Origin of the sequence: Pseudoxanthomonas sp. z9 (assembly GCF_006542425.1) — a bacterium.
Lineage (GTDB): Bacteria > Pseudomonadota > Gammaproteobacteria > Xanthomonadales > Xanthomonadaceae > Pseudoxanthomonas_A.
Map to the genome: position 1 here is coordinate 267,105 of NZ_VFID01000002.1, position 11,889 is coordinate 278,993.

The 11,889-nt window shown below is 67.6% G+C and carries 14 protein-coding genes; 10 read left to right on the plus strand and 4 right to left on the minus strand.

Annotated elements, in window-relative coordinates; genetic code table 11:
• Nucleotides 1-67: 67 nt before the first annotated feature.
• The 6 genes from napE to FG323_RS02160 are packed head-to-tail and all read left to right on the plus strand — an operon-like array spanning nucleotide 68 to nucleotide 4,773.
• A complete protein-coding gene (gene napE / locus FG323_RS02135; RefSeq protein ID WP_141452781.1) occupies nucleotides 68-232 on the plus strand; it encodes a periplasmic nitrate reductase, NapE protein in 165 nt (54 codons plus the stop codon).
• Between the two features lie 3 nt (nucleotides 233-235).
• Nucleotides 236-775: a ferredoxin-type protein NapF gene (locus FG323_RS02140; RefSeq protein ID WP_141452782.1), complete on the plus strand. Its 540-nt coding sequence runs from the start codon at nucleotides 236-238 to the stop codon at nucleotides 773-775.
• Nucleotides 772-1,086 carry a chaperone NapD gene (locus FG323_RS02145; protein WP_141452783.1) on the plus strand — a complete coding sequence of 105 codons (315 nt, stop codon included), beginning with the start codon at nucleotides 772-774 and terminating at the stop codon, nucleotides 1,084-1,086. Before FG323_RS02140 ends, FG323_RS02145 begins: the two co-directional genes overlap by 4 nt.
• Nucleotides 1,083-3,575: a periplasmic nitrate reductase subunit alpha gene (napA, locus tag FG323_RS02150; protein ID WP_141452784.1), complete on the plus strand. Its 2,493-nt coding sequence runs from the start codon at nucleotides 1,083-1,085 to the stop codon at nucleotides 3,573-3,575. The genes FG323_RS02145 and napA overlap by 4 nt, the downstream gene beginning before the upstream one ends.
• Before the next feature lie 10 nt (nucleotides 3,576-3,585).
• A complete protein-coding gene (locus FG323_RS02155) occupies nucleotides 3,586-4,170 on the plus strand; it encodes a nitrate reductase cytochrome c-type subunit (RefSeq protein ID WP_141452785.1) in 585 nt (194 codons plus the stop codon).
• Between the two features lie 3 nt (nucleotides 4,171-4,173).
• Complete coding sequence (locus tag FG323_RS02160; RefSeq protein ID WP_141452786.1) at nucleotides 4,174-4,773, plus strand: NapC/NirT family cytochrome c; 600 nt, start codon at nucleotides 4,174-4,176, stop codon at nucleotides 4,771-4,773.
• Between the two features lie 93 nt (nucleotides 4,774-4,866).
• Here FG323_RS02160 and FG323_RS02165 read toward each other — a convergent pair whose 3' ends face one another.
• Nucleotides 4,867-5,016 (minus strand): DUF3149 domain-containing protein, encoded by a 150-nt coding sequence (locus FG323_RS02165; RefSeq protein WP_141452787.1) that lies wholly within the window; start codon nucleotides 5,014-5,016, stop codon nucleotides 4,867-4,869.
• Nucleotides 5,017-5,174: 158 nt separating this feature from the next.
• Here FG323_RS02165 and FG323_RS02170 point away from each other — a divergent pair, with 158 nt between their 5' ends.
• The 4 genes from FG323_RS02170 to FG323_RS02185 all read left to right on the plus strand — a co-directional run bounded on the left by FG323_RS02170 (nucleotide 5,175) and on the right by FG323_RS02185 (nucleotide 10,676).
• The gene (locus FG323_RS02170) at nucleotides 5,175-5,417 is read left to right on the plus strand and encodes a hypothetical protein (protein WP_141452788.1); all 243 of its coding nucleotides are present in this window, start codon (nucleotides 5,175-5,177) and stop codon (nucleotides 5,415-5,417) included.
• Nucleotides 5,418-5,508: 91 nt separating this feature from the next.
• Nucleotides 5,509-8,310, plus strand: coding sequence for a PAS domain S-box protein (locus tag FG323_RS02175; protein ID WP_141452789.1), 2,802 nt, complete (start codon nucleotides 5,509-5,511; stop codon nucleotides 8,308-8,310).
• Between the two features lie 109 nt (nucleotides 8,311-8,419).
• Complete coding sequence (locus FG323_RS02180) at nucleotides 8,420-10,102, plus strand: AarF/UbiB family protein (RefSeq protein ID WP_255469974.1); 1,683 nt, start codon at nucleotides 8,420-8,422, stop codon at nucleotides 10,100-10,102.
• Between the two features lie 7 nt (nucleotides 10,103-10,109).
• Nucleotides 10,110-10,676: a GIY-YIG nuclease family protein gene (locus FG323_RS02185; RefSeq protein WP_141452791.1), complete on the plus strand. Its 567-nt coding sequence runs from the start codon at nucleotides 10,110-10,112 to the stop codon at nucleotides 10,674-10,676.
• 2 nt (nucleotides 10,677-10,678) lie between these two features.
• On the opposite strand, the gene FG323_RS02190 is transcribed toward FG323_RS02185, so the two are convergent.
• The 3 genes from FG323_RS02190 to FG323_RS02200 all read right to left on the minus strand — a co-directional run bounded on the left by FG323_RS02190 (nucleotide 10,679) and on the right by FG323_RS02200 (nucleotide 11,861).
• Nucleotides 10,679-10,858, minus strand: coding sequence for a hypothetical protein (locus FG323_RS02190; protein WP_141452792.1), 180 nt, complete (start codon nucleotides 10,856-10,858; stop codon nucleotides 10,679-10,681).
• A 96-nt stretch (nucleotides 10,859-10,954) separates the two neighbouring features.
• A complete protein-coding gene (locus FG323_RS02195) occupies nucleotides 10,955-11,155 on the minus strand; it encodes a hypothetical protein (protein WP_141452793.1) in 201 nt (66 codons plus the stop codon).
• Between the two features lie 46 nt (nucleotides 11,156-11,201).
• Nucleotides 11,202-11,861, minus strand: coding sequence for a UdgX family uracil-DNA binding protein (locus tag FG323_RS02200; RefSeq protein WP_141452794.1), 660 nt, complete (start codon nucleotides 11,859-11,861; stop codon nucleotides 11,202-11,204).
• Nucleotides 11,862-11,889: the final 28 nt, after the last annotated feature.

The window sequence follows — 11,889 nt, forward strand, 5'->3', positions numbered from 1 at the left end:
CATGTTGGAAAGTTTGTGCTAGGCTCGCTCCGCGGTTCGCCCAGCCATTCAATGCCAGGTGAGCATCATGGAGCATCCACCCCGCCAGGACGTCGCGAGCAAGGCCCGGGAGCGCCTCGCGTTCCTGTTGCTCACCGTCGTCGTCTTTCCGTTGAGCGCGGTGCTGATCGTCGCCGGCTATGGTTTCCTGGTCTGGATCTACCAGATGTTCGCCGGTCCGCCGACGGGTTGAGCGATGAGCCAGGCACGCCCGATTTCGCGACGCGCATTGCTGTTCGGCCGCAGCGACGGCGAATCGCCGGTGTCGCCAGGGCGCGCCCGGCCGGCCACTTCCCCGTCGACCTTGCGTCCCCCCTGGGCATTGCGCGGCACCGCGTTCGCGAATGCCTGCACCGGCTGTGTCGCCTGCGTGGACGCCTGTCCCGAGCGGGTGCTGGTGCTGCGCAAGGGCAAGGCCGTGTTCGAACCGGAACGCGGTGAATGCACCTTCTGCCATGCCTGCGTCGATGCCTGCGCGCCGGGCGCGCTGCGCGACGACGGCGTGCAGCCGCCCTGGACCTATCGCGCGAGCGTGGACGAAGCCTGTCTTGGCGCGCAGGGCGTGGTCTGCGCCAGCTGCCGCGAGATCTGCCCGCAGTCGGCCATCCGGATTCCGCCCGCCGGGCGCGGCGCCGCCCATATCGACAGCGACGGCTGCAACGGGTGCGGCGCCTGCGTGTCGGTCTGCCCGGCCACCGCCATCCACCTGCACGCATCCGTGGAGACCGCCGCATGAGCCAGCCCGGCGACGACGAACTGCACATCGCCAGCTTCGTGATCCAGCACCGGACCGACGCGACGGAGGGCCTGGCCGCGGCCATTGCCGCCTCGCCCGAACTGGAACTGGCGATCCCCGGGGAGACCCGCAGCGTGGTGCTGTGCGAATCCGCCGACCGCTACGCAGTGATGGATCGGATCGAACAACTGCGCGCCGTGCCCGGCGTGCTCAACGTACTGCTGGTCTACCACCATGCCGAGCCGCGTGACGCGCTGGAGGCGGAGGTGGAGGCGCATCCCGAATCAAACCTTGCCGGAGTCCATCCATGAGCACACGCCGGGAATTCATCCGCAACAGCGCCGTCGCCACCGCGGCGGCGGCGGCCGGCCTGCCGCTGGCGGGCGACGGCAGCAACCTGGTGACCGAAGGCGACCTGACCACGCTCAAGTGGGACAAGGCGCCATGCCGTTACTGCGGCACCGGCTGCGGGGTCAACGTGGCGGTCAAGAACGGCCGGGTGGTGGCCACCCACGGCGACGTGCACGCGGAGGTCAACCGCGGCATCAACTGCGTCAAGGGCTATTTCCTGTCCAAGATCCTGTACGGCACGGATCGCCTGACCATGCCGCTGCTGCGCAAGAAGAACGGCGCCTACGCGAAAGACGGCGAGTTCGAGCAGGTCGGCTGGGACGAGGCCTTCGACGTGATGGCCGCGCAGTTCAAGCGGGTGCTGAAGGAGAAGGGCAGCGATGCCATCGGCATGTTCGGCTCCGGCCAGTGGACCATCTTCGAGGGCTATGCCGCCAACAAGCTGATGAAGGCCGGCTTCCGCAGCAACCACATCGACCCCAATGCCCGCCATTGCATGGCCTCGGCGGTGATGGGCTTCATGCGCACCTTCGGCATGGACGAGCCGATGGGCTGCTATGACGACATCGAGGCGGCCGACGCGTTCGTGCTGTGGGGCTCGAACATGGCCGAGATGCATCCGATCCTGTGGACCCGGGTGACCGATCGACGGCTCTCGCATCCGCACGTGAAGGTGGCGGTGATGTCGACCTTCGAGCATCGCAGCTTCGAGCTGGCCGACATCCCGATCGTGTTCAAGCCGCAGACCGATCTGGTCATCCTCAACTACATCGCCAACCACATCATCCGCACCGGCAAGGTCAACCAGGACTTCGTCAACAAGCACACCACCTTCAAGCGCGGCAACGACGACATCGGCTATGGCCTGCGCCCGGACAATCCGCTGGAGATGAAGGCGAAGAACGCCAAGGATCCCAATGGCGGCGAGCCCATCGACTTCGAGGCCTTCGCCCGTTTCGTCGCCCCGTACACGCTGGACAAGGCGGTGGAGATGACCGGGGTCGAGCGTGGCTGGCTGGAGAAACTCGCCGAGCTGTACGCGGATCCGAAGATCAAGGTCACCTCGTTCTGGACCATGGGCTTCAACCAGCACACCCGCGGCGTGTGGGCCAACAACATGGTCTACAACCTGCACCTGCTGACCGGCAAGATCGCCACCCCGGGCAACAGCCCGTTCTCGCTGACCGGCCAGCCCTCGGCCTGCGGCACCGCGCGCGAGGTCGGCACCTTCAGCCATCGCCTGCCGGCGGACATGGTGGTGACCAACCCCGAGCACCGCAGGCACGCCGAGGAAATCTGGAAGGTCCCGCACGGCACCATCAAGCCCAAGCCGGGCTATCACGCGGTCGAGCAGAACCGGGCGTTGAAGGACGGCAAGCTCAACGCCTACTGGGTAATGGTCAACAACAACATGCAGGCGGCGGCCAACCTGCGCGAGGAAACCTGGCCCGGCTACCGCAACCCGGACAACTTCATCGTCGTGTCCGATGCCTATCCCACCGTCACCGCGCAGGCCGCGGACCTGATCCTGCCGGCGGCGATGTGGGTGGAGAAGGAGGGTGCGTACGGCAACGCCGAGCGGCGCACCCAATTCTGGCACCAGTTGGTCAAGGCGCCGGGACAGGCGCGCTCGGACCTGTGGCAGCTGATGGAGTTCGCCAAGCGCTTCACCACCGACGAATGCTGGTCGGCCGAGTTGCTGGCGGCCAATCCGCAGTTCAAGGGCAAGACCCTGTTCGACGTGCTGTACCGCAACGGCAATGTCGATCGCTTTCCGGTCAGCGATATCGAAGCGGGCTACGCCAACGACGAATCGGCGGCCTTCGAGTTCTACGTGCAGAAGGGCCTGTTCGAGGAATACGCCGCGTTTGGCCGCGGCCACGGCCACGACCTGGCGCCGTTCGACGCCTACCACAAGGCGCGCGGCCTGCGCTGGCCGGTGGTCGACGGCAAGGAAACCCGCTGGCGCTATCGCGAAGGCGCGGATCCCTACGTCAAGGCCGGCACCGGCTTCCAGTTCTACGGCAACCCCGACGGCAAGGCGGTGATCTGGGCCTTGCCGTACGAGCCGCCGGCCGAGTCGCCGGACGAGGATTACAACCTGTGGTTGGTCACCGGCCGCGTGCTGGAGCACTGGCATTCCGGGTCGATGACCATGCGCGTGCCGGAGTTGTACCGCAGCTTCCCGGCCGCGGTGGTGTTCATGAATCCCGACGACGCGCGCGAGCGCGGGCTCAAGCGCGGCGACGAGGTCAAGGTGGTGTCGCGGCGCGGCGAGATGCTGTCGCGGGTGGAGACGCGCGGCCGCAACCGGATGCCGCCCGGCGTCATCTTCGTGCCGTGGTTCGATGCCGGCCAGCTGATCAACAAGGTCACCCTGGACGCGACCGACCCGATTTCCAAGCAGACCGACTACAAGAAGTGCGCCGTCAAGGTGCTGGCCGTCTAGGAGCTTCGCCATGCGCAACAAGCCATTGCTGATCGCCGTGGGCCTGACGGTGGTGCTGGGGATACTGGTGTTCGCCGCCGGCTGGATGTTCGGCAGCCACCGCTCACCGGAAGCGGTGGCGCCGCCCGAAGCCGCCGGCGTCGCCGCACCCGCGGTCGACGCGCCGCCGCCCGGCGCCCAGATCGACGCCATCCGCCGCGGCGTGCCGATCGACCAGGAAGGCGCGCCGCCACCGATGGCGCGGGTCGAGAACACCGACATCAAGCGGGTGCGTGCCTATCCGATGCAACCGCCGACCATTCCGCACGCCATCGACGGCTACCAGGTCGACAAGAACAGCAACCGCTGCATGCTGTGCCATGCGCGCGCCAATGCCGCCACCTTCCAGGCGCCGCCGGTCAGCGTGACCCACTACATGGACCGGGACGATCAGTTCCTTGCCACGATTTCGCCGCGCCGCTACTTCTGCAACCAGTGCCACGTGGTCCAGACCGACGCCAAGCCGCTGGTGGCGAACAACTTCCAGGACATCGACAGTGTCATCGCGACGACGCCGGCCGCGCCGACGACACCGGCCAAGCAGGGGAGCGAATGAGCCATGTGGGAACGGATCAAGCAACGCCTGCTGCCCATCTGGCGCACCCTGCGAGCACCCAGCCGGCACTACAGCCTGGGTTTCCTGACGGTGGCCGGTTTCGTCGCCGGCATCGTGTTCTGGGGCGGGTTCAACACCGCGCTGGAGGCCACCAACACCGAGACGTTCTGCACCGGTTGCCATGAAATGCGCGACAACGTCTTCCAGGAACTGAAGACGACCATCCACTACACCAACCGTTCCGGCGTGCGCGCGACCTGCCCGGACTGCCATGTGCCGCACAACTGGACCAACAAGATCGCCCGCAAGATGCAGGCGTCCAAGGAAGTCTGGGGCAAGGTGTTCGGCACGATTGATACCCGCGAGAAGTTCCTCGATCACCGGCTGGAACTGGCGATGCACGAGTGGGAGCGGTTGAAGGCCAATGACTCGCTGGAGTGCCGCAACTGCCACGACTATTCGTCGATGGACCTGACCCGGCAGGGATCGCGCGCGGCCCAGACCCACAAGCTGTGGCTGGGCACCCGGAAAAAGACCTGCATCGATTGCCACAAGGGCGTGGCCCACCACCTGCCGGACATGACGGGAGTGCCGCAGGGCTGAACTCCCCAGCCGCTGCGGCTTCCCCAAAAAAGACCAGCCGGACCGCCCGGCGCGGTCCGCACGGCGGGTTTCCCGCGATACGCGTTCCAGCGGCTATTTGCCGCCGCGACGTCGTTCTTCCTCGCGCATTTTCTTGCGCAGGAACAGGCTGACCCAGATGCCGATGCCGAACATCACCAGGCTGCCGCCGATGGCGAGCCAGCCGACCGGCTCCAGCAGGATTTCGCGAAGGATTGGATGCATGTGCGGCGGTTCCCCGGATGGACTGCGGGCAGGTTAGCGCGCTGGCGGTCGGCGGCATTGACCTGAATCAATGGCGGCCCGCGGCGGGTCGGATGCGAAGAGCGCGTGCACGGATTCCACCGGTCGATATGCGATAAGGGAGCTGGAGGACTGCATCCATGAGCGGAACCTATTCCCTGCTGATTTCCCCCGAGCACGCCGAACTGGTGCAGGGTGACGTCGGTGCGGATCTGGGGCGGGGATTCCGCCTGGTCCACGAGCAGTTGCAGAAGACCACCGGATCGCGCTGGTACTTCTACGCCGAGCGTTCCCTGAGCAAGCCCGAGGCGCTGCGCCGCGCCCAGCAGTGGTACGACTCCAGCGGACATCCGGACTGGCCGGGACTGGCCGAGCACGCCTGAGCACGCCTGAGCACGCCGGCGCGCCAGCGTCCTCGACATTGCCTTCACCGGCCTTGTCACAGCGTGGCGGGGTCATCCAGGGACCGGTCCCATGCTGGAAGTGCGCAGTCCCGACACAGGCAGCCAGTCCGTCCTGCTGGCGTTGGAGGATGGCATCCGGCGGATCCGCGATGCGCGCGAGGTGATGGCATTCGCCGCCGCGCACCTGGCCCGCCACCTGCGCGTCGATCGCGTCTGCTACGCCGAAATGGACAAGGCGGGCGAGAGGTTCACGCTGCAGGTCGAATCCGGCAATGGCCGCCTGCCACCGCTGGAAGGGCTGCGGCGGCTGGACGAATTCGGCGACTTCGTGGGCGAATCGATGCGGGGAGGCGGCACGCTTTCCTGTGACGATACCCAGTCAATCCAGGGCCTGTCGCCGCAGCAGCGGCGCGCCTATCGCGACAGCGGCATCCGCGCGCACATCAGCGTATCGCTTGTGGGGGACACGGACGCTCCGGCGATCCTCGCGGTGCATCATGCCGAGCCAAGGATCTGGACCGCCGCCGAGCAGGCGCTGGTGCGGGATGTGGGCGAGCGCACCTCGGCATCGGTGCTGCGCACGCGGGTGGCGGTGGAACTGCGTCGCAGCGAGGCGCGGTTCCGCCAGTTGTTCGAGTCCATCGATCAAGGCTTCTGCATCATCGACGTGCTGTTCGACGCCGATGGCCATGCCTGGGATTACCGCTTCATCGAGATCAATGGTGCGTTCGCGCGCCATACCGGACTCGCCGATGTGGTCGGGCGCACCGCGCGCGAGGTCGTCGCCGATCTGGAAGGCTCCTGGTACGAGTTGTACGGCGAGGTCGCGCTCACCGGGCAGCCACGGCGGTTCGAGAAACAGACCCTGGGCATGGGCGGACGCTGGTTCGAGGTCTACGCCTTTCCGCTGGAAGGGATTGGCCACCAGCTCGGCATCCTCTTCAGCGACATAAGCGAGCGGCGCCGGATCAACGACGCCGTGCGCGAAAGCCAGGTGCAACTGGCCGCGGTCATCGAACACGTGCCGGTGGGCATCGGCCTGTTCGATACCGAAGGCCGTTACCTGATGGCCAACCCCCGCCTGCAGGAACTGGTCGGCAACATGCTCCCCTCGCGCGAGCCGCGGCCCCGCTGGCGCGCCTATGACGCCGAAGGCAACCTGCTGTTGCCGAGCGAGTATCCGAGTTCGCGGGCGCTGCGCGGGGAAACGGTGCCGCCCACCGTGGATTTCCACCTGTACCTGGATGGCGAGGAGCGCTGGATCGTGTTCGGCGCGGTGCCGCTGTGGCGCGACGGCAAGGTGGCCGGCGGCATCTCGGTGGCCCAGGACATCACCGAGCGCCGACGGGTGGAAAGCGCGCTGCGCGAGAGCGAATGGCGGTTGTCCACGCTGATCGAGGGCATCCCGCAGCTGGTGTGGCGCTCCTCCGACCGCGGCTACTGGACCTGGGCCAGCCCGCAATGGGAGCAATTCACCGGGCAATCCCAGCAGGACGCCATCGGTCTGGGCTGGCTGGCGGCGATCCATCCCGAGGACCGGGACGCCACCCTGCAGGCGTGGGCGCGCGCGGGCGAACGCGAGGAGATGATGGTCGAACATCGCGTCCGCCAGGCAGATACCGGCATCTTTGTCTGGCATTCCACCCGCTCGCGCGCGTTGAAGGACCCGCGCGGACGCATCGTCGAATGGCTGGGCACGACCACCGACATCCAGCAGTTCAAGAACCTGCACGCGCGCCAGCGCGAGCTGCTGGAACTGCAGGCGGACCAGAGCCGGCGCAAGGACGAGTTCCTGGCGATCCTCGCCCACGAACTGCGCAATCCGCTGGCACCGCTGCGGACCACCCTGGAACTGCTGGTGGAGGCCGGCGACGCGCCGTTCGCGCCCGCGCTCGCGCGGATGCAGCGGCAGGTCGATCACATGGTGCGGCTGGTCGAGGATCTGCTGGAGGTCTCGCGGATCACCCACGGCACCATCGATCTCCGCCGCGAGCAGTTGGATGTCAACGAGGTGCTGCAGGTCGCCATCGACACCAGCCGGCCGTGGATCGAACAGGCCGGGCATCAACTGGAGGTAGCGCTGGCGCCGACCGCCTGCATTGTCGATGGCGACCCGGTGCGACTGGCGCAGGTTTTTTCCAATCTCCTGAACAATGCCGCCAAGTTCACCCACGCGCCGGGCCGCATCGCGCTGGCCTCGTCGCGGGAGGCTGGCTGGCTGCGGATCAGCGTCGTCGACAACGGCGTGGGCATGCCGCCCGGGCGGATTGGCGAGATTTTCAACCTGTTTGCCCAGATCCGGCAGGAAAAGCAGCAGATGCGGAGCGGACTGGGTATCGGCCTGACCCTGGTGCGCAGCATCGTCGAACTGCACGGCGGCCGCGTGTCCGCGCACAGCGACGGCATCGGCCAGGGCAGCCGCTTCGAAGTCGAATTGCCGCTGGTCAACACATCCCATCCCGGAGAAGACGACATGGCCACCGAATACCCCACGTCCAGCCACCGCCATCGGGTCATGGTGGTGGACGACAACCGCGACGCCGCCGACGCCATCGCCGAGTACCTGGAGTTTGCCGGCCACGATGTCGCGGTGGCCTACGATGGCGAAGCGGCGCTGGCGCGTTTCGCCGGTTTCGCGCCGGAGATGGTCCTGATGGATCTGGGCATGCCCGGCATCAGCGGCTACGACACCGCCACCCGCATGCGCGCCCTGAACAGCGGCGCGGCGCTGACCCTGGTGGCGCTGAGCGGCTGGACCCACGAGGAGGACAAGCGGCGATCGCGCGAAGCCGGATTCGACGCGCACCTGGCCAAGCCGGTGGAAGTGGCGACCCTGCGCAGGCTGATCGAGGAGCATCTGGGCCACGACTGAACGTGGAGAAGTGGGGACGGGTGACACGCGCGTCGTTGCGGTCGCACCGGCTTTCACCTGGCGTGATCACCGCGCCGCGACAATGGGATTCCCGATCAGGAATCCGAGCATGGACTCTCATCCACATGTCGAAGCGTCGCAGGGCGCGGGCCGGCGGCGCGGGCAGATCCTGCGCTTCCTGTTCCGCTATCGGAACTCGGGCCTGTTCTCGGGACTGGACACCAGCCTGGAGGACGCCGCGCTGCAGGTGCCGGAAGGCACGCCGCAGGAACTGGCCCAGGATCTGGAGGCGCTCGGCCCGGCCTTCGTGAAGATCGGCCAGATGCTCTCGACTCGGCCGGACATCGTGCCGCCGGCGTTCGCCAGCTCCTTCGAACGCATGCAGGAGCGGGTGGAACCGGTGTCGTTCGAGGCCGTGCGCGAGGTGGTGGAAACCGAACTCGGCGTGCGCGTCAGCCACGCCTTCTCCGAGTTCGAGCCCAAACCGCTGGGCTCGGCGTCGCTGGCGCAGGTGCACCGCGCCCGGCTGCGCGACGGCACGCCGGTGGCGGTCAAGGTGCAGAAGCCGGGCGTCGCCCAGCAACTGCTCGGGGATCTGGAATTGCTGCGCGGCTTCGCCCGCAATGCCGATCGTTTCACCGAGATGGGACGGCGCGTGCGCTTCGCCGATTGGCTGGAGGAATTCAGCCGCACGCTGCTGGCCGAGCTGGATTACCAAGCCGAGGCGGAGAATCTGGTGCGGTTCCGCCTGCACCTGGCGCCGTTCCCGGAACTGTGGGTGCCCGCGCCCGTCGCCGACCTGAGCCGGCGGCGGGTGCTGACCATGGAACTGGCCGACGGCATCCGGGTGGATCAGATTCCCGGCGTGCGCCGCACCGAGCAGCCGATGGACGCGCTGGCATCGGCGCTGTTGCGCGGCTATCTGGATCAGATCTTCGTGCATGGCGAAATCCACGCCGATCCGCATCCGGGAAATCTGCGGGTAACCCGGGACGGCAGGCTGGCGGTATTCGATTTGGGCATGGTGGTCAACGTGCCGCCCAAGCGGCGCGATTGCCTGCTCAAGTTGCTGTTCGCCGCGGTGGATGGACGCGGTGAACAGGCCGCCGACGAGGCCATCGCGATGGGCACGCGGCTGGAGGACTACGACGAGGAGCGTTTCGTGCGCGAGGTCGGTCATCTGGTCAGCCATTACAACGCCCATGCGGGCACCGCGTCTTCGGGCCGGGTGGTGCTGGAACTGGTTCGGGTCGCCACCACCAGCGGCCTGCGCACGCCACCGGAGCTGAGCCTGCTCGGCAAGGCGCTGCTCAACCTGGATGCGGTTTGCCGCCACCTCGCTCCGGACATGGATTTGAAGGCCGTGGTCGAGCGCCACCTGCAGCATGTGATGCGCGCGCGCCTGCGCCAGTCGTTCTCCTCATCCAACGTCGCCAGCGAACTGATCGAGATCCAGACCCTGCTGCGGGAAGGCCCGCGCAAGTTGTCCGACGCGCTGTCGCTGGTGGCGGAAAACAAGCTGCAGCTGCGGGTGGCCGGGCTGGAGGAGTCGCGGTTGATGGAAAACCTGCAGAAGATCGCCAACCGGATCGCCGCCGGACTGGTCACCGCCGCGCTGATCGTGGCGTCCTCGCTGATGATGCGGGTGGAGACCCGCAGCACCCTGTGGGGCTATCCGACCGTCGCGCTGTTGCTGTTCCTGCTCGGCGCCGGCCTGGGCGTGGGCATCGTGATCAGCGCCCTGCGTCGCGATCGGACCGCGCGCTCGCGCGAGGAGCGGGCGCCGCGCTGAGCCGGGCATGAGCGCGTTCCTGTATCTGTTTCCCTGTGCCGGCGAGGATCTGGCCAAGCTCGGCATCTCGCGGGATCCACTGGGCCGCATCCGCGGCCTGGCGCCACGCTGGTTCGAGTTCTTCGACCTCGACCACGCCCTGTTGTTGCAGGCCGACGCATTGGCCGAGGCGCAGGCGTGGGAAACCGCGCTGAAACGCTCGTTGCGCGCATGCAACGCACCCGCACCGCTGTTGTCGGTGGCGGCCGCGGGCGGCCATACCGAGTGGTTCCGGGGCGCCCAGCAGGACATCCGCACCCACATGGACGCGATGGCGGCGCAAGGTTTTCGACTGCATCCGGCGCGGCCATGGCTGCGCGACGCCGTGCTTCGCGGCGGTGATGACCCCTATGGCCGGGCCGAAGCGATCTGGCAGGCGATGTTCGACGCGGGCGTCGAACCGGAATCCTCCGCGCGCCATCCGTTCGCGCAGGCGTTGCGGGACCTCTGCGACGAACAGATCGCGCTGGACCTGGCGCTCGACGCGCGCGTCCCGCCGGCGATCGCGGCGTGGCACCGCCGGCATCGCGCCTGAGGTCAATCCGGCGCCTTGGCGGGGACGAACGGCGAAACCGGATCACTGGCGGGGAAGGTTTCCTCCAGTGATTCGTCCTGGTTCTCGCTTTCGCGTTGCTTGCGTTTCTGCCGTTCGTGCGGTGTCTCGGGTGCGTCCCGATGCTCGTCCGGTGCGGGCGGATCCTTGCGGTCGCGGTTCATGGCGTGCTCCATTGGGAGGAACGGCTCCAGTCTGGAAGCGCGCCAGTGGTACCGGCGTGAACGATCCGTCGAATCCAGAGGGGAGCGGGCTGGAATTCAGCGGCGGTTGCGGTCGCCGGTGCCGAGCGGATCCGGATAGTCGTGCTCCGGATCGCGCCGGCCGGTGCCGCGTGGCACGTCCGGCTGGTCGTGTTCCTTCCAGCGCGCCTTGTCGTTGCGCAGGCGATCGGCGGTATGCGCCTTTTGCTCGTCGCTGTGCGGGTTGTTGCGGGATGGGGCCTCGGGTCTGTTCTTCATGGCATGCGCTCCTCGTCGTCGGGGCAGGGATGCGGGGAAGGGGTTACTAGGGAGGGGGCGTCGCGCCAGCCACGCGCGCGGCGACCTGGCGGAGATCACGGCGCAGTTCGCGCAACGCCTGCTCACGCGCCTGGCCCTGCATGCGCAAGATGGCGGACGGATGCCAACTGGCGATGGCCTCGGTGCGTTCATCCAACGCACGCCAGCGACCGCGCTCGCGAGTCAGCCGGAACGCATTGCCAAACAGCGTCTGCGAAGCCATCGCGCCCAGCGCCACCACCCAGCGCGGGCGCAGCCGCAGCAGTTCTGCGGCCAGCCACGGCCGGCATGCGGCCTGTTCGCCGGCGTTTGCGCGCTGGTGCAGGCGCACCTTGCCGCGCTGACGGAACTTGAAGTGCTTGACGGTGTTGGTCAGGTACACCTCGTCCACCGCAAGTCCGCTTTGTTCCAGCAGTTCGCGCAGCAGACGCCCGGCCGGTCCCACGAACGGCTCGCCCTGGCGATCCTCCTGATCGCCGGGCTGTTCGCCGATGAACATCACCGCCGCCCGGGCCGGACCGCGGCCGAAGACGGTCTGGGTGGCGTCGCGCCAGAGCGGACACGCCCTGCAGTCCGCGGCGCGCAGCCGCAACCGCCGTAGCGAACCGGCGGGAACGGTCTCGACCGGTTTGGCCAGCGGTACCCGCGCGGGCGGTACGCGCGGCATCGCGCTCAGGCGCCGGGGCGCGTGCGCG

Excerpts from the sequence above, each read along its gene's own strand:
- napE (WP_141452781.1), top strand. The coding sequence starts at position 68 with ATGGAGCATCCACCCCGCCAGGACGTCGCGAGCAAGGCCCGGGAGCGC.
- FG323_RS02140 (WP_141452782.1), top strand. The coding sequence starts at position 236 with ATGAGCCAGGCACGCCCGATTTCGCGACGCGCATTGCTGTTCGGCCGC.
- FG323_RS02145 (WP_141452783.1), top strand. The coding sequence starts at position 772 with ATGAGCCAGCCCGGCGACGACGAACTGCACATCGCCAGCTTCGTGATC.
- napA (WP_141452784.1), top strand. The coding sequence starts at position 1,083 with ATGAGCACACGCCGGGAATTCATCCGCAACAGCGCCGTCGCCACCGCG.
- FG323_RS02155 (WP_141452785.1), top strand. The coding sequence starts at position 3,586 with ATGCGCAACAAGCCATTGCTGATCGCCGTGGGCCTGACGGTGGTGCTG.
- FG323_RS02160 (WP_141452786.1), top strand. The coding sequence starts at position 4,174 with ATGTGGGAACGGATCAAGCAACGCCTGCTGCCCATCTGGCGCACCCTG.
- FG323_RS02165 (WP_141452787.1), bottom strand. The coding sequence starts at position 5,016 with ATGCATCCAATCCTTCGCGAAATCCTGCTGGAGCCGGTCGGCTGGCTC.
- FG323_RS02170 (WP_141452788.1), top strand. The coding sequence starts at position 5,175 with ATGAGCGGAACCTATTCCCTGCTGATTTCCCCCGAGCACGCCGAACTG.
- FG323_RS02175 (WP_141452789.1), top strand. The coding sequence starts at position 5,509 with ATGCTGGAAGTGCGCAGTCCCGACACAGGCAGCCAGTCCGTCCTGCTG.
- FG323_RS02180 (WP_255469974.1), top strand. The coding sequence starts at position 8,420 with ATGGACTCTCATCCACATGTCGAAGCGTCGCAGGGCGCGGGCCGGCGG.
- FG323_RS02185 (WP_141452791.1), top strand. The coding sequence starts at position 10,110 with ATGAGCGCGTTCCTGTATCTGTTTCCCTGTGCCGGCGAGGATCTGGCC.
- FG323_RS02190 (WP_141452792.1), bottom strand. The coding sequence starts at position 10,858 with ATGAACCGCGACCGCAAGGATCCGCCCGCACCGGACGAGCATCGGGAC.
- FG323_RS02195 (WP_141452793.1), bottom strand. The coding sequence starts at position 11,155 with ATGAAGAACAGACCCGAGGCCCCATCCCGCAACAACCCGCACAGCGAC.
- FG323_RS02200 (WP_141452794.1), bottom strand. The coding sequence starts at position 11,861 with ATGCCGCGCGTACCGCCCGCGCGGGTACCGCTGGCCAAACCGGTCGAG.